The following is a 21,226-nucleotide window of genomic DNA, read 5'->3' as shown; positions in this document are numbered from 1 at the left end:
AGGCAGCCCGCGCGGCCGCACCAGCAGACGATCGAGTCGTCGTCCGTGACATGCAGGTGCCCGACCTCGCCGGCGCTGCCGCGCGCTCCCCGGCACAGCCGCCCGCCGGTGATGACCCCGGCGCCGATGCCGGTCCCGACCTTGACGAAGACGAGGTCGTCGACGCCCTGGCCGAGGCCGCCGCGGTGCTCGCCGAGGGCCATCAGGTTGACCTCGTTGTCCACCCAGACCGGCACGTCGTACCGTCCCTCGAACCGCTTGCGGATCGGGTAGTCCGCCCAGGCGGGCATCGGCGGCAGCGGCAGCGGGGAGCCGCTGCGCGCGTCGACCGGGCCGAGCACGCCGATGCCGACGCCCCACACCGGCGGGGAACCAGGATCCCGGTCCGCCAGCAGGGCATCGAAAAGCTCCTCGACGCGCCGCAACAGCCCCTCCGGGCCGGCCATCACGTCGGCACGCTCATCGCGCTGGGCGAGCAACCGCCCGGACAGGTCGGCAAGCCCCACGGCCACGCTGTCCCCGCCGAGTTCCGCCACAAGCACCCTGCCGGCATCGGCCCCGAACCGCAGCCGCCGCGGGGCCCGCCCCCCGGTCGACGGCGCCAGCCCGTCCTCGGCCAGCAGGCCACACGCCAGCAACTCGCCCAGCCGCTGCGTCACCAGCTTCCGCCCAAGACCGGACCGCGCGATCAGCTCCGGCCGGGTGACGGCCGTGCCGGAGCGCACAATGCCGAGCAGCCGGCACAGGCTGTAGGCGGAGTCGGCCGCAACCGCCATCCGGCCCCACCTCCCCGCAGCCACGTCCGCGGCCATCATCCCAGACCACGGACGGACCGCTCCGTACGGCGCCCAAGGCAGCCTCCTGACCGACTCGGTGATCATTGCCGCCGACGGCTTCGAGGCGAACACCACCCTGCACGAGAAGCACCTCGGCCGTGGCCAGCAGTGACCGCGGTACGGGGGCGACCCGGAAGATGCAGGCGAGGAGAAAGGTCAGGGCCACGGGTCTGTGCCCGGCGGCCAGTACGGCCAGGCCGTATCCGAACGGCACCCCGGCGACGGTGCCGATCAGCCGCCGGCCGCTCTGCAGCAGGATGTCCCCGGTGTGCTCGGCATTGATGAAAACGACCCATGCCGTGGCGACGGCCCGCGGGTGCGGGGAGATCAGATGCCCGCCGAGTACCGCGAGCGCGGCCGCGACGGTCACCTGGAACGCCTGCCGCGTCGTATGCCGCCACGGGCCTGAAGGCTGTGGCGCCGTCGCATCCTTCGACGCACGGATCGCGAGCACTCCGAGGCGCTGCGCGGCAGCGTCCGCACGTGCCGTCCGCTCCAGCTCAGCCGTCGTGTCGCGGAGCAGCCCGACGGGAGCCTCGTACAGGAATTCCTGAAGCAGCAGAGCGGAGGTATGCAGCCGGTCGAGACGTTCGAGTGTGCGGATGCCACCTCCGTCGTCTGCCAGTAGATCCGACGTGGCCTGCTGCGCGTCTCGAAGGCGTCTGTTGAATGCCGCCTTCAGGCGCTTCAGGATTCCGTAGGACGTCGCGGGCACCACGCAGAAGCGTGTGACTGCTGCTGCCGCGAAGGCGACCGCCAATGCCCCGGTTCGTCCTGCGGGGGCGCTGGCTACGGTCCGCCTCGTGCCGGTGGAGTTTCTGACTGATGAGCAGGCCGAGGCGTCGGGACGTTCGCCGAGGTGCCCACGCACCCGGAGCTGGAGCGGTTCTTCTTCCCCGATGACGACGACCGGGATCTGATCGCGCTGCGGCGTACGGACGCGCACCGGCTGGGGATGGCGGTGCAGATCTGCACGGTCCGCTACACCACGGGCGAGCTGATCGGCCGCCCGCCGTTCACGAAGGAATTCCCCTACCTGCCGATCGGCTGGCTGTGCTGGGCCGACCGGGTGCCGAAGTGACTGTCACCGCTGCGGTCATTACTCCTCGGCGCGTGGTGGGAACAACGGACTCGCTGGAGGGGCTGGTCTGGGAGCACCGCAAGACTGCACTGCGCCGGAACCGGAAGCGGCCAGGGCTACTCCGCTTCAGCAGTGTCCAATACAACGCGCGCTCAGTCCCGTACGGAACTGGCGCCGGACTCTACGTCGGTCACCCTCCAGCGGATCCACTCTGCCAACTCCCCAAGGGCATCAGCATCACCCGCTCCACCGCCACCAGCACCCATTCCGATCCGCTCACAGGCGAGGCGGTCCGGCGTCAACGACCGCCAACGCGACTTCCGGCGGGTCGAAGTGGATCAGTGACTCCAGCCGCCAAGTCATGCCGGATTGGGCGAGTCCCTTGAGATCGACGCCCTCGTCTTCCTCCCATGCGGGACTGGCGTTGCCGCGCGCGGCGATGTCGAGCGGCCGGTCGGCCAGCAACTCGGTGGCTCTGAGCGAGTCGTCTGGCCCCAGAGGAACGAGTCCTGTGGCCCCCTATTTGCGATCTTTGGGGCCTGCCATGAACGAGTCGATTGGCCCCACCTCAGCGAGGTGAGGTTCCGGTCCCGTCGGGCGCCGGTAGGTTGTCAGTGATGTGGAAGTGGAGACGACCTCGGACCCTGCGGGTCGTTGCCGGACGGTGGGACCGATGATCACCGGACACGAACTCGGCGAGGGACTCACCGACGGCCAGAAGATCGCGGTCATGGCGATGGCCCGCGACCATGCTGTCGTCGAGCGGCTGGCCGTCGGCATCGACACTCTGCTCGTCGACATCATCGCGGCAGGCGTGTCGGCGATAGTCGACTGCGAACGGGTCTACGTGGCCTACCCCGACGAGGAGCAAGCCGACGTCTCCGCTCGCCACGCCGAAGTCCTGCTCGGGCGCTACGAGATGGAGGTTGGCCACCTCCGCGAAGCGATGTACCCACAGGCCATGGCACGCATTTTCGCGACCTCCACGGTCGTGATCGGCTCGAAGCTCGCCTTCGACATTGCCAAGCTGAACACCCGCAACGGTGGCCTACACGGCTACCGCCAGCCCGATGGGTGGGTATTCCCGGAGGTCGACCTCACGCTCATCGACCGGGCGAATCAGCGAACGCTGCTGATCGAGGAGACTGGCGAGGAGCGTCGGCGGGGCCGGACGATCGACGCCCTGACTGCCATGGAGCTGATCGGCGACTCGTGGTGGACCGGATCAACCGGCGCGCTCGGCGACGAGCCAAGCCGGATCCAGTTCGCGGAACTCGGCAAGAATGTGGTCCGGATCCGGCCGAACCACCCGCGGATCGTCGAAGATTACGACGCGGATTTCGACACGGTGGATCAGGCATGTGACTTCGCCGAGGAGCTTGTCGAAGAGGCCCGCGGCTTCCCCGTACTGATCGGGGCGGCGGCCACGCCGAACGCCGTGACCTTCTCCGCACGGCTGCATGGGGCGGGCATCGGGCACGAGCTGCTGACCGCGGACAATATCGACCGTGCCTCCAGGGTCTTCGCCGGCGCCGGCCGTCGGGGAGCCGTTACCGTGACCAGCGTGCAGCTTCGAGGCCAAGACATCGAACTCGACAGCGGTCTCAATGTGGAGGGCGGCGGCCTGCAAACGATCATCTTGGGCCCTCTGCCCTCTCTTCGCGACGAGCACCACGCCCGGGCCGTGTCCGGTCGCCGAGGCGATCACGGCAAGACCTGGGTCCTGCGCTTTCCGCAGAAAGCACCTGCATCAGGCCACCCCGAACCGGACATCATCATCACGCGCTGCTAGGGCGCGTCCCGCGGAGCTGCTGTCCTCCTGCGCGACGGTCAGACCGCGGGCGCCTCCAACGCTGCCGTCGATCGGCAGCCTGTCCAGACGACTTACTCCGGCGCTTGCCCGCTCCCACCGCACTCATTCAGAGCCAAACCGGCGCGGTGCAACCCCTGGCGGCTGCCAGCGACTTCCTCCGGGGCCAGCCCCCTCAGGAAAGGAACATCCCCCTGCGCCATAGCCCGCCCCACCCATGCGAGTGAAGTGCAGAGAAGCCGCCAGTGTCCGGAGACGACCCGCTCGTACCGTCGACCGCCTGTGACGCCCTCCTGGGGCGTACTGGCGGTGCTGGAACAGGCAGAGGTGAGTGACCGGGTTCGGACAACTCCGCCGCCCCGTTTGCTTCCGGGAGGGGTCCCGGGCTTCGACCGCAGACTCGGCAGCATGACGGGTAACGGCTGCCGAGCAGGTGACCGGCTCTTGTGGCGGAGCATCGGCGCGTTCGTCGCGCTCGCGGTGGGGGTGGGCATGCTGCTGGTGCTCGGCAACCTGCCCAAGACGTTCCTCGCCCTGGCGCTCGTCGGTTTCGCGTTGCCGCTGGTCCGGCGGCGGTGGGCACACCTGCTCGCCGCCGTCGTGCTCTCCGGCACCGGGGCCGTCGTACTGCTCGCGGCCTGGTTCGCGCCCGTGCCCGAGACGTTGGACGACCAACTGCTCGGCATCGGGCTGCCGGAGGCCGGTGACTTCGCGGCCGGGGTGTTGGTCGTGACGGCCTCGCTGCTTGCCGTCGCCTTCGCGTTGCGAGCCAACGGGCCCGCGCCGGCGAGGGGGTGGCGGTCCGGGGCGTACGCCGTCGTCGGGGCCGTGAGCGCCACTGTCCTGGGCGGCGTGTCCCTGGCCGTGGGCGGGGCTGCCACGGACCACGTGCGCGAACGGACCACCGAGACCGCCTTCGACCGTGCCGAAGGACCGGCCGGTGCCCCCGCCGACCTGGAGCCGGCCGAGCGCGACGGGCCGCAATTCGACGCCTCCGCGCCGACCGGGTTCGGCCTGGCCTGGACCGCGCGGGCGCAGTGGGCCGTGCCGCTCCCCGACGTCGGCCTCGCGGTGCTGTGCGCCATCGAACCGTCGGATGAGCCGAATGAGCATCTCCCGTCCGGAACGCGGCTGAGCGCCGTGGACCTGGACACCGGCGAGGAGCACTGGTCCACCTTCATCGGATCACCGGACGCCGGCTGCGGCTTCGTCGTCGATGGCGAACGGAACGCCATCGCCCTGCTCACCGGCGACGTCGCCGTCCGGCTCGACCTCGCCACCGGAGACATCACCGCGACCTACGAGCTGCCCCTGACCGCGCACGGCTGGCGCGTCATCGGGGGCCACCCGATGGGGTTCGAGTGGCCGCTGGTGCGCGCGCCGGGCTACCTGCTGATGGAAGGGGAGCCGGAGAAGGGTGTCCAGGCCGCCGCGGCGCTGGACTTCACGACCGGCCACGTGCGCGAGCTGCGCCGCGTGCCCGCCAGGGACGCCGGCTACACCTGGCTGACCGCCGACGCGGGGGACGAGGCCGCGCTGCTGACGTCCGGAAGCTGCGACGAGACCGCGCTGACCGCGCTTGACCGCTCCGGCGCGCGGGTCGCCCCGGCCGACACCATCCCGCTGTTCGCGGGCGGCACCCACTGCCCCGTCCACGCGGCCCTGCTGGGGTCCGACGGCACGGCGGTCGTGCAGCGGGACCTCTTGGGCGGTGGGGACATCGTCTCCGTCGACACCGCGGCCGGGCAGGTGCGCTGGCGCAGGACGGATCCGTACCCGGATACCTTGTCGCTGGTCGAACTGCCACTGCGGGGTACGTTCGGGGGCCGCCTGCTTGCCCGCCCCATCAGCCGCAAGGACGAGTACGCCATGCTGGACGCCGACAGCGGCGAAGTGCTGCAGACCTGGACCGACGACACCCCCGAGACGAGGGACGGCAACCTCCATCTCCTCGGATGGCACGGCAGTGCCGACGACGCCGCCGCCTACCGGCTCGAGACGTTCGAGGAGGACCGCAACGGCCAGGAGACCTCCTGGCGGCTGTCCTGGCTCGATCCCCGGACGCTCCGGCCGGCGGACACGCCGCTGTTCGAGATGAGCGACCCGGGACCGGATCCCGTGGCCGCAGAAGGGAACTACCTCTTCGTCGAGCACCGAGGGAACATCATGGCCCTGACCGCCGACGCCTCCTCCTGAACGGGGACACGACCCCCGGTCGCCGGCCTTCGCGGTCCGATCGCCGGTCCGCCGACAGCGGGCCGAGACGGTCCCACGGTGACGGGCTCGCGTCCGGGGGGATCACAGGCCCGTCCGTGGTGCCAGGAGCGCTGAAGCGGTGATTGATCCAGGACAGGCCGCCGAGATCGAGGCGTTCGCGAGCCCGGGTGACGGTGACGTAGGCGAGACGTGCTTCGGCTGGGTCGAGGTCCGGCTGGCCGTTGCTGTCACCGGAGTTGTTCTTGCTGCCGGGCCGGGGCTCGAAGTCGGTGCCGATCGTGGCGGTGGGCCATTCGCGGCCTTTGGCCTTGTGGCCGGTGGATACGACAACGTCGGCTGCGTGCTCGGGATGCAGGTTTCGCACGACGGCGACGACAAGGTCAGGGCCGTACTCGTCGACGATGTCGACGAGCGGCAGCAGGTCGCCGCCAGCGGGGTCGGATGTGGCGTACTCGTGTAGCTCCTCCCACGAGGTGGAAAGGCAGAGTTCGGGGTGGCTGGTGCGGCGGCTCGCCTTGAGCTGGCCGGCGGCGACCGTGAGCTTCACCAGGGCCTCGCCGCCGGCCATGGCAACGCGCTTGTTGTTCCGCAGCAGGCGTAGGACTTCGCAAATGGCGCCGGAGTTGGAGCGGCACAGAACGGCGTTGGGGTGGTCGACGGGCCCGACGGTGCTGTGCGGGGCGGGAGCACCCTTCGGGCGCAGCGGCGCGGCGAGGATGGTCAGCCGGCGGTTGGCCTCGTCGGCGACGGCCCGGCCGAACCGGAAGGACTGCGTGAGGGTCAGCTGGACGCCGTCGAAGTCGGTCATGACATCGTAGGCGCCGCGCCAGCCGTAGATCGCCTGTGCCGAGTCGCCCACCATGATCAGCTGGGCGTGGTCGCGCTGGGCGGTGAAGACCTTCTCCAGCACGTGGTTGGTGTCCTGGCCTTCCTCCAGGAGCAGGAAGTCGGCCCGGATCACCGGTTCGGTCAGGGCCCAGATCTCCAGGTAGTGGTCCGGCTCGAAGCGGACCGCGCCTCCGTGCGGGTTCTGCAGGTCACTCCCGGCACGTTGTGCATAGGGCAGGACGAGTCGCGCCAGGTCGGGGTGGTACGCATCGGACAGGCCGCGCAGCTTGGGCACGTGTTGGGCCAGCATCCGGGTGTCGGCGGAGCGGCACCGATCTGCCGCATGGCCAGGCCGTGCCCGGTCAGGCACCGCACGTTCGAGGGGAACTTGGGGGCGGCGTCGTCCACGACGGCCCGGTTGTGGGCGATGAACACACCCCGCTCGCGTGGGGCGGAGCGGGCCGGCATTCGCAGCAGCGGTCCCTGCCGGCGCCCTCATCTGCTACCGCCGCACCGTCCGCTGAGGAGGAACGTCCAGCAGCGGGTACGGTCCCGGCGAGTCGATCAGTGCCGGGGGGGGCAGCTTGAACAGCTCAATCAGCCAGATCGTGATCGCGGTTCTGGGCATCGGCGGCACGCTCGCAGCCGCCGTGATCACACAGCGCGGTGCAGACCACGCCAGAGCCCGCGAGCTGGAACACACAAGACAACTCCAACAAGATGAACGCGAGTACGCCACGCGTCTGGCTCAGCTTGAGGCGCAGCGCACGTGCTACGCCACTCTCAGCGCCGGCACTCGCGACTTGGCCAACGTGATGACGAAGGTTCTCCACGCCCTGGAAAGAGGCGAGGTGACCGAGAAGCTGCGGTCAGATCTGGACCGGGCGCGCCGTGAGCACCGCTTGCGTCACGCCGAGGCCCAGATGGTGCTGCCCGACACGGTGGCGGAGGCGGCCGGCACGGCGAACGGTCGTCTTGGCGATCTCTATGGCCTGCTGACGCGACTCGATGGCGGTACTGCGCAGCGGGGAGAGGACCTGGAAGCCGCCCGGGAGAGCATGGACAAGCTGTGGGATCCCTTGTGGAGAATGCGCCACGTCATGCGTGTCGACCTTGGGATCACGGCGCCCGACCAGGACCCGTAGGGGCCAACCCACATCCTCCAGTTCACCAATCAAGACATCGCCTCATCCCTGGCGGCCACCTGTCGCGAGGGTGCCCTCGATGAGGTCGCGCAGCTGGGAGCGGGCGGTGATGCCCAGCTTGGGGAAGCTGCGGTAGAGATGCGAGCTGACCGTGCGCGGGGAGAGGAAGAGTTTCTCGCCGATCTCGCGGTTGGTCAGCCCCCGGGCGGCGAGTCTGATGATCTGCTGCTGTTGCGGGGAGAGTTCGGCGAGCGCGTCGGGGGTGGAGTCTGTGACGTCGAGGCCGGCGGCCCGCGATTCGGCCCGGGCGCGCTCGATCCACGGGTGAGCGCCGAGGCGCCGGAAGGTCTCCAGGGCTGTGGTGAGTGGCCCACGCGCTTCTGCGATGCGGCGACGGCGCCGCAGCCACTCGGCGAGGTCGAGCAGGGTCTGGGCACGTTCGAAGGGCCAGTGCTCAAGGACCGGGTCGGCCAGGCCCGCCCGGAAGTGCGGCTCGGCATCCTCGGGGTCTGCCAGCAGGCCACGCGCGCGGCTGATCAGCGCGCGCAGGCGCGGTGAGGCGCCCGCCCCCAGTGTGCGTGCGGAACGCTCGACGATCGCAGCGGCCTCCTCGCGGCGGCCGCAGCGCACGGCGGCGGCGGCCAGATCCGCGACGGCCGGGTAGGAGGCGTGGTAATGCGCGGGCGTGCCGTCTGCCGTGAAGACCATGCGGAGTTGGTCGTAGGCCGTCTCGTACGCGCCTTCCGCCGTTGCTGCGGCGCCTAGCGCACGACGGGCATAGACCGAGACTGAGCGGCTCTCCAGCGGATCGACCAGGGCGAGCGCCTCATCGGCCCGGGCGCGGGCTGTCGTCGCGTCACCCTGGTAGGCCAGCACGGTTGCATCCACAGCGGCCGCGCAGGCCACGGCGTGGTCGAGGCCTGCGGCCCGGCCGACCGCGGTGGTGCGGGCGCAGGCCTCACGGGCCTGGTCCCACCGTCCTCGTTCCACATAGGCCCACGCGACCGCGCCGCCCAGCCCCTCCGGCAGCGGTCCCCGCAGCTCCCAGCGGTCGAAGGCCTCGTCGAAGGCGCGGACGGCCCGCGGGGTCTCGTCCAGGAGCCATGCCATGATCCCGACGGTGGTGAGCTGCTCCGGCCTGGCTTCCGCCTCGGCGGCCAACTGCGGGAGCAGTGAGATGAGTTGGGTCCGGCCGTCGAAGGGGTCCGTCACGGTACTCACCCAGGTGCGCAAGCCTGCGGGTGCGGCGTCCTCGGGAAGGCGCCCCAGGATGTTCTGGATGCGGTGGCGCTGGGTGTCCTCTCCGGAGTAGAAGCGGACCACGGCGGCACCGGCCAGGAGGTCCAGCGCGGCGGCGGGCTGGGAGACCGCCAACTCCTCGGCGGCGTCGGTCAGTCGGGAGAAAACCGTGGTGTGGCGCACGGTCAGGATCGCCAGCCGTCCTGCCTGTACCGCGGCGGAAGCCAGCAGCGACGCGTCATCCGTGCGCGTGCGTGCCGCGGCGGCCAGTTCCTCGACCCAGGCGAGGTCACCGGTGAAGACGGCCGCTGAAGCGGCTTCGACCAGCAGCCGGGCGCTGTCCTCACGCCGCGGTGCGAGTTCCGCGGCACGCTGCAGGGCCTGGGCCGCCGCCGCATGGCCGCCGCGCCGACGGGCCCGGGAGGCGGTCCGCTCCAGCTCCGCCGACACGGCCGCGTCCGGGCCCGGGCAGGCGGCGGCCAGATGCCAGGCACGCCGGTCCGGTTCGTCCCGCAGCATCTCCGCGAGCGCGAGGTGAGCCTCGCGCCGGGCGCCCCAGGACGCGGCGTGATACACGGCGGAGCGGACCAGCGGGTGGCGGAACCGGACGTCTCGGCCGGTCCGCCGGACCAGTACGGCCTGCTCGGCGGGCAGCCAGGCCTCGTCCTCGGCTTTCGGAAGCCCGGCCGAGACGGCGATAGCGGTGTCGACGCTGTCCATGGCGGCCAAAAGCAGCAGGGCCTGTGTCGTGGCGGCGGGGAGGCCGTTCAGGCGGGCGGCGAAGATCCGTTCCAGGTGATCGGTGAGCGGGAGCGGACCTGCGGACGGCATCCCCGTAGCCGCGTCGTGTGCGGTGGCTGCCCTCGTCAGTTCCACCAGTGCCAACGGGTTGCCGCCGGCCTGGTCGAGGATGTGCGTCCTGGCGCGGCCGGCGGGGCTCTTCGGCTGCAGGTCGAGGAGCCGATGGGCCGCAGCGCTGTCGAGCGGTCCCAGCGTCAGCGTCGGCAAGTGATAGTCGAATCCCGGGAGGTGATCGCCGCCACGGACTGCGATCAGCATCGTGACCGGTTCCCCGTCCAACCGTCGGGCGACGAAGGACAGCACGTCCAGGGAAGCACGGTCGAACCACTGCGCATCGTCCAGCACGACGAGCACGGGACGCTGGTCGCCCAGGGCTGACAGCAGACTCAGGACGGCGACCCCGATCAGCATGAGATCAGGTGCGCTCGAATGCCCGGGCGTGGCCGGCGCCGCACCGAAGGCGTCCTGTATCGCAGCGCGCTGCCTCTCCGGGAGCCCGTCCAGCGCGGCCGGCACCGGCCGCAGCAACTGATGCAGGGCGGAGAACGCCAGGCTCGCCTCCGACTCGCTGCCCTCGGCCCGCAGTACGCGAGCACCGCCGGTTTCAGCCCGACGCACCGCACCGTCCAGCAGCGCGCTCTTCCCCGTGCCTATGTCACCGACCAGCATCACAACGGGGTCGGCCGATGCCGAGTCCACCGCACGAAAGAGGCGTGCCAGTTCCACGTCCCGGCCGACGATCGGCTCCCCCGGATCCGCCTCCTGCCTCGCACCGCGGTCACCTGTGTGCTCGTCCACGGAGTCTCCAGGAATTGTGGCTCTTCGAACGGGAGTCGCCCGCCCCGAGCAGCCAGGCTACAAGCCGCCGACCGCCGGTACCCGGGCGGTGCGCACAGGTGCAGTCACGTTACGGATACCGGGTGCGCCGAGGCCGCTTGTACGGTTCCGGGAAAGCCCCGAATTCCCAAGGACGCCTCATGGAACAAATCAAGCTGGGCAACGTCACCATCACCCGGGTATGGGAATATTTCGGCTCCGTCGAAATGACGCCCGACACCTTCTTCCCGGAAAGCCCGAAGGAACTGTGGGACGACGGCGACTCATGGCTGACCCCGCATTTCCTCGATTCCGAGACCAATATCGTGAATTCCGCGATCCAGACCTGGCTGCTGCGCAGCGAGGACAGAACCATCCTCGTCGACACCGGTGTGGGCAACCACAAGGACCGCCCGTACGCGCCGGTCTGGAACCGCCTCGAAACAGGCTTCCTGGCCAATCTCGCGCGGGCCGGCGTCGAGCCCGAGGACGTGGACATCGTGATCAACACGCATCTCCACATCGATCACGTCGGCTGGAACACATACCTGGACGGCCGACAGTGGGTGCCCACCTTCCCCAACGCCACCTATCTGATGCCCAAGGACGACTTCGACTTCTGGAATCCCGAGAACGGCCACAAGCCGCTGCTCGGCCGCGGCAACCAGAACGTCTTCGAGGACAGCGTGGCCCCGGTGCACCAGGCCGGCCGGACGCTGCTGTGGGAGAACAGCCACCAGATCGACACCGGCCTGCGCCTGGACGCGGCCCCGGGACACACCCCCGGCTCCTCCGTACTGACCCTCACCTCCGGGACGGACCGCGCGGTGTTCGTCGGCGACATGCTGCACAACCCCGTGCAGATCCTCGAACCGGACACCAACAGCTGCTTCTGCGAGGACCCCGCGGTCGCCCGCGCCACCCGCCGCAAGGTGCTGGGCTGGGCGGCCGACAACAACGCACTCGTGATCCCCGCACACCTGGGCGGCCACGGCGCCGCCGAAGTCGTGCGTGACGGAAGCAAGTTCGCCATCAAGGGCTGGGCTCCCTTCGCCCCGTACACCGATCAGGGCTGAGGCCCGCGGAAAGGCACCACTGTGAACCACCACCCCGAACCCATCGTGACCACGGCGGAGGGGACCGTCCGCGGCCAGCGCCAGAAGGACGGCACCGCCGCTTTCCTCAACATCCCCTACGCCGCCCCTGCCCGCGGCGCCAGCCGGTTCGCGCCGCCCCAGCCGCACGAGCCGTGGGACGGCATACGGGACGCCACCGTGCCGGGCCCCAACGCGCCCCAGTCCGAGCGCAGGCTCGGCAGCGTGGACATGTCCCCCTACTTCGGCACCGGTTGGAGCCGCGGGGAGGACTACCGCACCGTCAACGTCTGGACGCCCGCCGCCGACGGCGACCTGCCCGTCATGGTGTTCGTCCACGGCGGCGGATTCGTCGCCGGATCGACGCGGTCCGCGCTGTACGACGGCTCCGCCTTCGCCCGCGACGGCATCGTCCTCGTCACCCTCAACTACCGGCTCGGCATCGCCGGGTTCCTCGACATCCCCGGCGCGCCCGCCAACCGCGGCCTGCTCGACGTCGTCGCCGCGCTGCGCTGGGTGCGGGAGAACATCGCCGCCTTCGGCGGTGACCCGCACAACGTCACCCTCTTCGGCCAGTCGGCCGGGGCCACCATCGTCGGCGGCGTCCTCGCTACCCCCAAGGCCGCGGGCCTCTTCCGCCGGGCGATCGTTCAAAGCGGCAGCGGCCTGGGGGCGTTCACCACCGAACAGGCCGCGCGCGTCACCAAGGCAGCGGCCGAGGCCCTGGGTATCGAGCCCCATGTCGACGCCTTCGCGGAGATCTCCGACGACCGCCTGGTCGAGGCCGCCTCGCGGCTCGCGGGCATCGACCTGCAGACCGAGACCCACGGCGATCCGCTGATCGGCCTCAGCCCCTTCAGTCTGGTCCTCGATACGCAGCCCGCCGCATCCGTCGCCGCCGGGCTCAGCTCCGACGTCGACCTGCTCATCGGGACAAATACCGAGGAAGGAAACCTCTACCTGGTCCCAGTGGACAAGTACGCCACCTCGACTGCCGCAGACGTCGACGACGCGGCGGCACGCTCGCACCCCGACCCGGCGCACCTCGTCGAGACCTACCGGAAGACACGCCCCGAGGCGTCCTTCGGCGAGCTGCGCTCCGCCATCATGGGCGACGCGCTGTTCGGCGCGGGCAGCTGGGCACTGGCCGGCGCACATGCCGCCCACCCCGAGTCCGCCACGCACGCCTACGAGTTCGCCTGGCGATCGCAGGCCCTGGACGGAGAGCTCGGCGCCACCCACGCGGTCGAGCTGCCCTTCGTCTTCGATCTCGCGCACCTCCCCCAGTTGCAGGACGCCGGCGCCCTGCTCGGCCCTGACAAGCCCCCCGCGGATCTCGCTGCCCGCATGCACGAGACCTGGGTCCGGTTCGCCAGGGCCGGCAACCCCGGCTGGGACCCGTATGACACCGAGCGCCGGGCCACCATGCGCATCGACACCGAGTGGACCCAGGCCGACGACCCTCGCAGTCAGGAACGACAGGCCTGGAGCTGACCCCGTCGTATGCGTTTTGCCTGCCCACCTCCTTCAAGAAGCACCATGACCAGAACCGTCATCACCACCGAGAACGCCCCCGTCCTGACGGCCTCCGGGCAGCTCCGCTCGACCCGGACACGGGCGAGGTCATCGGCACCACGGTCGCCGAACAGACCACACAGACCCTGCGCAACGTCACCGCCGTGCTCAAGGCGGGCGGCGCGGGCCTGGAGGACGTCGTGATGCTCCGCGTGTACCTCACCGGTCCCGCCCACCTGGCCGAGATGAACCAGGCGTACGCCGCGGCCGTCGGTGAGCCCTTCCCCGCCCGCACCACCGTCTACATGCAGCTTCCGCCGGGACTGCTCGTGGAGGTCGACGCCCCAGCAGTGCTGGGCGACTGACCAGGATGGCCAGTCGCCCGACGAGGGCGTGCACCAGCCTGAGGGTTCCGGCGGCGGAACTGCCCGACGCCCCGTGCGCACTGGCGGACGACCGGCACCGCCCTCCGGGCCTCATCCCGTACTGCCCGCCGCCGGCCTCAGGGCGCTGGCGGACCTCGGCTTACGCGGCCTGGACAACGACGTGCTCCACCCCGTGATCGTCACTGGCTTTACCGCCGGCCGAACCCACAAGCTCACGCCCGGCCAGAAGACGTCAGCCGAGTTCTCGCCACCGGGCGCGCACCGGTCGAACACGGCTTCGCTCACGTCAAGAACTGGCGGACGCTCACCAAGCTCCGCACCGACCCAGCCCACGCCACCCGCCTCCTGCGCGCCCTGCTCGTTCTGACGAACCTAGAAGACAACCGCTGAGGTGGCCTCGGTCGCTGCCGACCGGCCGAAGCATCTCCGAGTAAGAACCGCACTGCGATCACCGATTGCCCGCCTCGCACATCGCGATACGGTTCTAGACCTCGGCCTTCCCGGCCACTGCTGCCGGCAGCCTTGTGGACCGGTAGATTCGCGCTTTGGTGACTTGAGTGGGTTCCAGATATCCATGCTGAGACTGCCCGTTGGTCACGGCAAGGTCTGCCTCCCTCAAGTCCGCGCGCAGAAGGTCCGCATCGCTGAGGTCCGTGTACAGGAAGCTTGCCCCACGGAGCACGGCACCGCTGAGCTTGGCTTCTCGAAGATCAGCCGCCTCCAGGTCTGAGACCTGGAGGTCGGCGCCCCTCAGATCCGCGCCACGCAGATCCGCGCCCTTCAAGTCGGCGAAACGAAGATTTGCCCCGCGAAGGTCCGCCATGCTCAACACGGCGCCGCGAAGGCTGGCCCCTTCGAACCTAGCCTCCCTCAAATCCGCAGCTCGCAGATCTGCCTCACGCAGATCACCTCCCCGGAAATCCATATTGCGCAAATCGACCCATTCATCGGACAGGTTTCGTTTTGGCCTTCGGGCGATCACCGACAACGCCGCCCTCACGTCCTCGGACAGGAGCACCGACGGAGGATCCGCGCTTGCGTTCGCAGAGTCCGTCAACTGGTCATCTGCCGCGGCCTGGTAGTTCCGTATGTAGGCGGCAAGGACGCTCACGATCGTCGTGTGGTCCTTCGCGGAGTCGTGCATGATGCGCTGCAGGGCATAGATCCCGCCGAGCCGTTCGGTACGGTTGTCGGACCCCAGCAGTTTGATCGCTTCCACGTAGCGATCGGTGACCTGCCCTTCGCGTTCGATCTCGGCTTGCACTCGGTCTTTGTCCCGCGTGTGCTGCAGCGTTCGATGCGTGTAGTACAGGCCGACCGCTGCTAGGACACCGGCCCCCAGAGCAGCCAGCGTGGTGCGGAAGCCAGTGATCACCACGCCGTCTGCCGGCTCGAGGCCCCGCGTGCGCAGATGGCTTCCGTCCAACCACCAAGGGCCACGCCATAACAACAGCGAATAGCCAAGAACCACAGTACTGACGAGCAAAACGCCCCCGAGCCGCTTCACCAACTTAATGACGGACATCATGTCGGCGTCATGTCTCCGACAGGATTGGTTCCCCCGCATCCGCACGACCGCTGACGGATGACCTACGCCTCAGACAGCTGCCCAAGTGATCCGGGACGGCGCCGCGCACCACGACGGATGGTGCGCGGCGAGCGTCGCAGGGACGACCACGCGCCGGTCGGCCTCGTCGTCAGGCCAGCAGTTCCTGACGCACCGCAGCCTTCAGGTCGGCCAGCGCTTGGCGGAAGAACCGGGGGCCGTAGGAGACGCGCGCTACGCCCAGCGCACTGAGCTTGGCCAGGTCCAGCACGCCCGGCCTGGTGTTGGCGTTGACCGGCCCGGGCAACTCGGCGACCAGGGTGGCGAGGTCCCGCTCGTCGCCGACGCCGATCGGGTAGACGCAGTCAGCCCCCGCCTCCAGGTAGCGGCGGCCTCGGCGGACCGATTCCGCGACCCGTTCCTCCTCGGCCACCCCGGCTCCCGTCAGGAAGGCGTCGACGCGCGCGTTGACGACGATGGGGACCCCGGCGTCGTCCGCGGCGGCTCGGACGGCCGACAGCCGCTCGGCATGCGCACCGGCGTCGACGAGTCCGCCCGCGAGGTGATCGGTGTCCTCCAGGTTGCAGCCGACCACGCCGATCTCCAGCAACCGCTCCACCAGTTCCCGCGGCCGCAGTCCGTATCCCGCCTCGGCATCCATGGTGACCGGGATCTCCACCACCCGGGCGATCCGGCCGGCCACGGCGAACATCTCCTGCCAGGGCGCGCCCTCGCCGTCGGGGTAACCGAGCGTCTCCGCGATCGCGGCGCTCGTGGTCGCCACCGCGGGGAACCCGGTCTCAGCCATGATCCTGGCGGTGGCCGCGTCCCACGCGTTCGGCAGAACGAGCATCTCATCGGCGTGATGCAGTTCGCGGAGCCGAACGGCATACGCCTTCAAGTCAGCGGTCATGTGTTTCCTTCAAGTCGTGCGGACGCACCGTCAATCGGTGATCAGACCGCCGGTGAGGTTGGTGATGGCCCCGGTCATCGCGCTGCAGCGGTCCGAGGCGATGAAGGCGGCGACGTTGGCGATCTCGGCGACTGTGGGCAGCTGTTTGCGCAGCGTCAGGTCGGCCATGCGGCCGCTGAACGCGTCGCGGCTGATGCCGTAGGCAGCGGCGTGCAGGCCGTACACCTCGGACAGCTGCGGTGTTTCCGGCATCCCGGCCGCGTTCAGGCAGACGACTCGGACGCCGTGCGGTCCGAGTTCGGCGGCCAGCCCCCGGGACAGAGCTTCGATCGCCGCCCATGCCGGTGCCATGCCTCCCATGAGTGGGACGGCCGTCCGTGACGGACTCGCCGTGAGCGTCACGATCACGCCTGCCCCCTGCTCGGTCATCCGCCGTGCGGCAGCTCTGGCGGTCAGGAAGTTGGCCCTGGAGTACGTGGCGATGGGCAGGTCGAAGGCGTCGGGCGACAGATCGATGATTCTGGTGCCCTGAATGCCCGTCTGGGGCAGGCTGATGGCGTTGAACGAGATGTCGAGTGAGCCGGCGGTCCGCGCCACCGCATCGGCGTGCGCTTCGACGGCGCCCTCGTCCAGCGCGTCCAAGGTGGCAACCTCGGCGACGCCACCCGAGGCGCGGATCTCGTCGGCGGTCATCTCCAGCGCGGCGCTGGTGCGTCCGGTGAGGAAGACCCGTGCTTCCTCCGCGGCGAAGGCCTGGGCGACCGCGCTGCCGACGGCACCGCCGGCTCCGTAGACGATCGCGTTCTTCTTTTCGAGCAGCACTATTACTCCCGGATATCAGGTCGTACTCCCGGTTATCAGGTGGTCGGCACAGCCTCGAGCAGTGCCGTGTTCTGGCGCTCGAGCGCCTTGACCGCACCGGTGCGCCAACTCTCCGCCAGCGCCGCCGACATGAGGTCGGGGAAGATTTCCTCCTCACCCTTCTCGACGCCGTCGACGATGGCTCGCGCGACGGCCTGCGGAGATGTCTTCGGGATGTCCCAGTCGCGGATCATGTCGGTGTCCACCGGGCCGGGCAGGGCGGCGTGCACGGTCACGCCCTGCCGTGCCAACAGGGCGCGCAGCGACTGTGAGAGGGAGAACGCCGCCGCTTTGGAGATCGCGTACGCCGGAGTGATCGGCACCGTGGCGAGTGCCGCGAGCGACAGCACGTTGACGATGGCTCCCTGAGAACGAGTCAGCAACGGCAGGAAGGCCTGGGTGACGCCGTAGGTGCCGAAGAGGTTGACGGCGAGGTGCTGTTCGAGTGCGGAAGGATCGCTGAGGTCGTCGGGGAGAGCCACGCCGGCGTTGTTGATGAGGATGTCGAGAAAGTCCACGCTCTGGGCGGCTGCCCGCACCTGCGCCGTGTTGGTCACATCCAGGGTCACGGGAGTGACCCGCTCGTCCGGATGAGCCACGGGCCGGCGCGCGGCGGCGTACACCCGCTTCGCGCCTCGCCGCAAGGCTTCCTCGACCAGCGCCTGCCCGATGCCGCGGTTGGCGCCGGTCACCAGAACGGTCCTGTCTGCGATTGTCATGCCATTCTCCCGATGCGTGCGGATCGTCCAGCGCGGCGGCTGCCGCTGCGGACGCGTTCACTGAGACAGACACAGCGCCCGCCCTAAATTGGGCGCGTCGAGAGCGACCAGTTCCGCTGCCCGCCGGTGTCAGTACGACGGAGGATCCAGACGGAGGTGGCAGATGGAACTGCTCCAGCGGGCGCGTGCCGGCGACCATGACGCGTTCAGCGCCCTGATCGAGCCGCACCGCGGTGAACTGCGGGTGCACTGCTATCGCATGCTCGGTTCGCTGCAGGACGCCGAGGACGCGCTGCAGGAGACACTCCTGGCAGCGTGGCTCGGCGTCGAGGGGTTCGAGGGGCGCTCGTCCCTGCGCACCTGGCTCTACCGCATCGCCACGAACCGGTGCCTCAACCTGCTGCGCTCGGCCGGCCGACAGCCGGTGACCACTCCGACACCGGTTTCACTGCCGGAGCCGAGCCGCCTGGGTGAGGTGCTCTGGCTGCAGCCGTATCCCGATGCCCTGCTGGAGGAGTTCTCCGATCAGACGCCGGGACCCGAGGCCCAATACGAGTCCCGCGAGGCGATCTCGCTCGCCTTCGTCACCGCGGTCCAGCTCCTGCCCCCGAACCAACGCGCCGTGCTCCTGCTGCGCGACGTACTGGGGTACCGCGCCCGCGAGACCGCCGAGTTGCTCGGGCTCACCGAGGACGCGGTCACCAGCGCCCTCAAACGCGCCCGCGCGACGATGAACGCGACTCGCTCCCCCGTCCCGCCATCCCCCTCACCCGGCGGGCCGGAGGAACGTGCGCTGCTCGACCGCTTCGTCACGGCCTTCACCCAACTCGACGTCGACGCGCTCATCGCGCTCATGACCGACGACATCTGGGTACGGATGCCGCCTCTTCCGTTCGAATACCGTGGGAGCGACGACGTGCACCGCTTCTTCAGCGTGATCCGCACCCTGATGGGACGCATCGATCGGATGGTGCCCGTCCGGGCGAACGGCCAGCCCGCGTGGGGCGAGTATGTGCGCGACCAGATCACCGATGGCCTCCACCTCGTCGGCATCATCGTGATCGGGCTCTCCGGCGACAGGATCTGCGAGCTCACCCGGTTCGAGACGGCGGTGGCGCCGTACTTCGGCCTGCCCCGGACACTCGACTAAAGCGTGTCGCAGAAGGCCGTGAGCAGGGCATTTCTCTGGTATGGCCGGGGAGTTGAGGGCTGAGCGGGTGTGGGTGGAAGGTTCAGCGGGCTGCGGGTTGAGCGGTTCGGGCGGCTGCTGAAGGCGGTCCGTGAACGCGGCGGTGAGGGTTGCGGATGGGGGGCGTCCGTGGCGGCTCCCGCTGGCTGAACGGGTGCTGCTGGTGGCCGTCTGGCGCCGCCTGCCGAGTGGACCGAGGCGGGGGTGTGGCCCCGGTTGCACGAGGTCCTCCTTGGCAAGCTCCGCAGCGCGAACGTTCTGGACTTCTCCCGGGCGGCCGTCGACGGCTCCCACATCCGGGCGTTAAAGGGGGGTCCAAGACGGGCCGAAGTCCTGTTGACCGGGGCAGCGGTAGCAAACACCATCTGATCAGCGATGCCACTGGCATCCCGCTTGCGGCCACGCTGACTGGCAGCAACCGCAACGATGTCACCCAGCTCATTCCGCTGCTCGAAGCGGTGCCGCCGGTACGGGGCAAGCGACGCCGGCCCCGGCGTCGGCCGGACGTGGTGCTGGGCCACCGCGGCTACGACAATGGCAAGTTCCGCCGCATGGTCTGGGATCTCGGCGTGAAACTGTTGATCGCCCGCCGGGGCACTGAGCACGGCTCCGGTCTGGGCACCCAACGCTGGGTTGTGGAGCGGGCGTTCGCCCACCTGCACTGGTTCCGCGGCCTGCGGATCCGCTGGGAGATCCGCGACGACATCCACGAAGCCTTTCTCACCCTGGGATGGGCACTCATCTGCTGGCGCAGTCTGCGCTCACGCCGTCGACCTGTCTAGCGAGTAGGAGGGGACTGCGGGTCGGGAGTGCATTTTGCTTCCTGGGCCGCCATAACCTCATCGCCGTGCCTGAAGGCCCATGCGCCGACGGCGTCGATGGGCGCCAGTAAGGTCCGGCCCAGAGCGGTGAGTTGGTACTCGACCCGTGATGGTGCGTCGGGGTCTGCCTGTCGGTCGACCAGTCCGTTGAGCATCAGCCGGCGCAGAGTCTCGGTGAGGACCTTGGAGCTGATGCCCCTCAGCCCGATCGGATTCGAAGAGAAGCACTACGCCGACCCGGCAACGGCCGAACCAACGAACCTGAAACCCCGTCACCCCGCCCTGACCAGCTGATCAGCACCTCCCGCACGCCGGGGGAACCTCAAACTGAACAGCCCTCACGCCAGAACCAGGTCCCGTTGCCGTGCTACGAACGCCCCTCCCTCGCATCGCCCCGCACGCCAGTCCAGGGCGCACCCTCGCTTTCCGGTCCCGGGAACGGTTCTGACTCCCGACTCACGGCAGATTCCCTGCTCGCCGCCCACCCCTGTAATCAACTCCGTTTGTTTCATTGACATCTCACTCAGAATACCTACCGTTGGGAGCGCTCCCATGACAGCCTTGCAACTGGAAGGAGTCCCCCCACATGCGCAAACAGAGTCCGTTAGCCGGGCGTTCGCGGTCATCCCTCCGCCGGCCTCTCCAGGCGCTCGTCATGCTGTTCGCCGTGGTTGTCGGCGCACTCACCTGGTCGGCCCCCGCCCAGGCTCACGGCACCGTCGTCGACCCCGCCTCCCGCGCGTACCAGTGCTGGAAGACGTGGGGCAGCAACCACACGAACCCGGCCATGCAGACCGAAGACCCCATGTGTTGGCAGGCCTTCCAGGCCAACCCCGACACTATGTGGAACTGGATGAGCGCGCTCCGCGACGGCCTCGGTGGCCAGTTCGAGGCGCGGACCCCCGACGGGACGCTCTGCAGCAACAACCTCTCGAGGAACGACAGCCTGAACAAGCCCGGGCAGTGGAAGACCACCACCGTCGGCAACAACTTCTCGGTCCACCTGTACGACCAGGCGTCCCACGGTGCCGACTACTTCAAGGTCTACGTGAGCAAGCAGGGCTTCAACCCCACGACCCAGACCCTGGGCTGGAGCAACCTCGACTTCATCACGCAGACCGGCCGCTTCGCCCCGGCGCAGAACATTACGTTCCCCGTCCAGACCTCCGGCTACACCGGACACCACATCCTGTTCGTGATCTGGCAGGCCTCGCACCTCGACCAGGCCTACATGTGGTGCAGCGACGTGAACTTCGGCTGAGCCGGGGAGTGCCGCACACGGCACCGGCCCCTGCCGGGCGCCGGTAACCCGCCGTCCGGCCGACCGAGCTCCGTTGGGGGGGGGGGCCCAATTGGTCACGGGCCCCCAGGGGGCTGTCCTGCGGGGCTGGGGGGTGCTTTCGAGTCTC

General features: G+C 69.4%; 15 protein-coding genes and 4 pseudogenes. 10 read left to right on the top strand and 9 right to left on the bottom strand.

Going from position 1 to position 21,226, the window contains the following annotated elements; translation table 11 throughout:
* Positions 1-776, bottom strand: a 776-nt coding sequence (locus AB0I98_RS46785) for an ROK family protein (protein WP_362952194.1), incomplete at its 3' end; no start/stop codon positions are given.
* Between the two features lie 863 nt (positions 777-1,639).
* Here AB0I98_RS46785 and AB0I98_RS46780 point away from each other — a divergent pair.
* Positions 1,640-1,821: pseudogene (locus tag AB0I98_RS46780) on the top strand (DUF4158 domain-containing protein); the annotation flags it as partial.
* A gap of 372 nt (positions 1,822-2,193) precedes the next feature.
* Here AB0I98_RS46780 and AB0I98_RS46775 read toward each other — a convergent pair.
* Positions 2,194-2,382, bottom strand: a complete 189-nt coding sequence (locus AB0I98_RS46775) for a hypothetical protein (protein WP_362952193.1) — start codon at positions 2,380-2,382, stop codon at positions 2,194-2,196.
* 208 nt (positions 2,383-2,590) lie between these two features.
* On the opposite strand from AB0I98_RS46775, the gene AB0I98_RS46770 reads away from it, so the two are divergent.
* A complete protein-coding gene (locus AB0I98_RS46770; protein ID WP_362952192.1) occupies positions 2,591-3,709 on the top strand; it encodes a hypothetical protein in 1,119 nt (372 codons plus the stop codon).
* A 426-nt stretch (positions 3,710-4,135) separates the two neighbouring features.
* Positions 4,136-5,923 carry a hypothetical protein gene (locus AB0I98_RS46765; protein WP_362952191.1) on the top strand — a complete coding sequence of 596 codons (1,788 nt, stop codon included), beginning with the start codon at positions 4,136-4,138 and terminating at the stop codon, positions 5,921-5,923.
* On the opposite strand, the gene AB0I98_RS46760 is transcribed toward AB0I98_RS46765, so the two are convergent.
* On the bottom strand, positions 5,892-7,082 hold the full coding sequence (locus tag AB0I98_RS46760; protein ID WP_362952190.1) for a UvrD-helicase domain-containing protein: 1,191 nt from the start codon (positions 7,080-7,082) through the stop codon (positions 5,892-5,894). The two genes, AB0I98_RS46765 and AB0I98_RS46760, sit on opposite strands and share 32 nt — an antisense overlap.
* Before the next feature lie 274 nt (positions 7,083-7,356).
* Between AB0I98_RS46760 and AB0I98_RS46755 the strand changes: the two genes are divergently transcribed.
* Positions 7,357-7,917 carry a hypothetical protein gene (locus AB0I98_RS46755; protein WP_362952189.1) on the top strand — a complete coding sequence of 187 codons (561 nt, stop codon included), beginning with the start codon at positions 7,357-7,359 and terminating at the stop codon, positions 7,915-7,917.
* A gap of 42 nt (positions 7,918-7,959) precedes the next feature.
* Here the strand turns inward: AB0I98_RS46755 and AB0I98_RS46750 are convergent, their stop codons facing one another.
* Positions 7,960-10,755, bottom strand: coding sequence for an AAA family ATPase (locus AB0I98_RS46750; protein WP_362952188.1), 2,796 nt, complete (start codon positions 10,753-10,755; stop codon positions 7,960-7,962).
* Between the two features lie 179 nt (positions 10,756-10,934).
* On the opposite strand from AB0I98_RS46750, the gene AB0I98_RS46745 reads away from it, so the two are divergent.
* From AB0I98_RS46745 to AB0I98_RS46735, 3 genes and pseudogenes are all read left to right on the top strand, one after another.
* Positions 10,935-11,849 carry an MBL fold metallo-hydrolase gene (locus AB0I98_RS46745; protein ID WP_362952187.1) on the top strand — a complete coding sequence of 305 codons (915 nt, stop codon included), beginning with the start codon at positions 10,935-10,937 and terminating at the stop codon, positions 11,847-11,849.
* A 21-nt stretch (positions 11,850-11,870) separates the two neighbouring features.
* The gene (locus AB0I98_RS46740; RefSeq protein ID WP_362952186.1) at positions 11,871-13,361 is read left to right on the top strand and encodes a carboxylesterase family protein; all 1,491 of its coding nucleotides are present in this window, start codon (positions 11,871-11,873) and stop codon (positions 13,359-13,361) included.
* Between the two features lie 45 nt (positions 13,362-13,406).
* Positions 13,407-13,747 (top strand): annotated as a pseudogene (locus AB0I98_RS46735) (Rid family hydrolase).
* A 505-nt stretch (positions 13,748-14,252) separates the two neighbouring features.
* Here AB0I98_RS46735 and AB0I98_RS46730 read toward each other — a convergent pair.
* From AB0I98_RS46730 to AB0I98_RS46715, 4 genes are all read right to left on the bottom strand, one after another.
* Entirely contained in the window at positions 14,253-15,296 is a 1,044-nt protein-coding gene (locus AB0I98_RS46730; protein ID WP_362952185.1) for a pentapeptide repeat-containing protein, read from the bottom strand.
* 169 nt (positions 15,297-15,465) lie between these two features.
* Positions 15,466-16,227: an isocitrate lyase/phosphoenolpyruvate mutase family protein gene (locus AB0I98_RS46725; RefSeq protein WP_362952184.1), complete on the bottom strand. Its 762-nt coding sequence runs from the start codon at positions 16,225-16,227 to the stop codon at positions 15,466-15,468.
* Positions 16,228-16,257: 30 nt separating this feature from the next.
* Positions 16,258-17,049 (bottom strand): SDR family oxidoreductase, encoded by a 792-nt coding sequence (locus AB0I98_RS46720; protein WP_362952183.1) that lies wholly within the window; start codon positions 17,047-17,049, stop codon positions 16,258-16,260.
* 35 nt (positions 17,050-17,084) lie between these two features.
* Positions 17,085-17,807 carry an SDR family NAD(P)-dependent oxidoreductase gene (locus AB0I98_RS46715; protein ID WP_362952182.1) on the bottom strand — a complete coding sequence of 241 codons (723 nt, stop codon included), beginning with the start codon at positions 17,805-17,807 and terminating at the stop codon, positions 17,085-17,087.
* A gap of 163 nt (positions 17,808-17,970) precedes the next feature.
* On the opposite strand from AB0I98_RS46715, the gene AB0I98_RS46710 reads away from it, so the two are divergent.
* Both AB0I98_RS46710 and AB0I98_RS46705 read left to right on the top strand, forming a co-directional pair.
* Positions 17,971-18,957 carry a sigma-70 family RNA polymerase sigma factor gene (locus AB0I98_RS46710; RefSeq protein WP_362952181.1) on the top strand — a complete coding sequence of 329 codons (987 nt, stop codon included), beginning with the start codon at positions 17,971-17,973 and terminating at the stop codon, positions 18,955-18,957.
* A 40-nt stretch (positions 18,958-18,997) separates the two neighbouring features.
* Positions 18,998-19,775, top strand: a pseudogene (locus tag AB0I98_RS46705) (hypothetical protein); the annotation flags it as partial.
* On the opposite strand, the pseudogene AB0I98_RS46700 reads toward AB0I98_RS46705, so the two are convergent.
* Positions 19,775-20,014: pseudogene (locus AB0I98_RS46700) on the bottom strand (helix-turn-helix domain-containing protein); the annotation flags it as partial. The pseudogenes AB0I98_RS46705 and AB0I98_RS46700 sit on opposite strands and share 1 nt — an antisense overlap.
* Before the next feature lie 458 nt (positions 20,015-20,472).
* Between AB0I98_RS46700 and AB0I98_RS46695 the strand changes: the two are divergent.
* Positions 20,473-21,078 carry a lytic polysaccharide monooxygenase gene (locus AB0I98_RS46695; RefSeq protein ID WP_362952180.1) on the top strand — a complete coding sequence of 202 codons (606 nt, stop codon included), beginning with the start codon at positions 20,473-20,475 and terminating at the stop codon, positions 21,076-21,078.
* The last annotated feature ends 148 nt before the right edge of the window (positions 21,079-21,226 follow it).

The sequence above is a fragment of the Streptomyces sp. NPDC050211 genome (genome assembly GCF_040656035.1).
GTDB lineage: Bacteria > Actinomycetota > Actinomycetes > Streptomycetales > Streptomycetaceae > Streptomyces.
Note: the sequence above shows the minus strand (reverse complement) of the source record. Positions and strands in the feature narration are given on the sequence as shown.

Excerpts from the sequence above, each read along its gene's own strand:
- AB0I98_RS46710 (WP_362952181.1), top strand. The coding sequence starts at position 17,971 with ATGGAACTGCTCCAGCGGGCGCGTGCCGGCGACCATGACGCGTTCAGC.
- AB0I98_RS46725 (WP_362952184.1), bottom strand. The coding sequence starts at position 16,227 with ATGACCGCTGACTTGAAGGCGTATGCCGTTCGGCTCCGCGAACTGCAT.
- AB0I98_RS46730 (WP_362952185.1), bottom strand. The coding sequence starts at position 15,296 with ATGATGTCCGTCATTAAGTTGGTGAAGCGGCTCGGGGGCGTTTTGCTC.
- AB0I98_RS46770 (WP_362952192.1), top strand. The coding sequence starts at position 2,591 with ATGATCACCGGACACGAACTCGGCGAGGGACTCACCGACGGCCAGAAG.
- AB0I98_RS46715 (WP_362952182.1), bottom strand. The coding sequence starts at position 17,807 with ATGACAATCGCAGACAGGACCGTTCTGGTGACCGGCGCCAACCGCGGC.
- AB0I98_RS46760 (WP_362952190.1), bottom strand. The coding sequence starts at position 7,082 with ATGCTGGCCCAACACGTGCCCAAGCTGCGCGGCCTGTCCGATGCGTAC.
- AB0I98_RS46745 (WP_362952187.1), top strand. The coding sequence starts at position 10,935 with ATGGAACAAATCAAGCTGGGCAACGTCACCATCACCCGGGTATGGGAA.
- AB0I98_RS46765 (WP_362952191.1), top strand. The coding sequence starts at position 4,136 with ATGACGGGTAACGGCTGCCGAGCAGGTGACCGGCTCTTGTGGCGGAGC.
- AB0I98_RS46695 (WP_362952180.1), top strand. The coding sequence starts at position 20,473 with ATGCTGTTCGCCGTGGTTGTCGGCGCACTCACCTGGTCGGCCCCCGCC.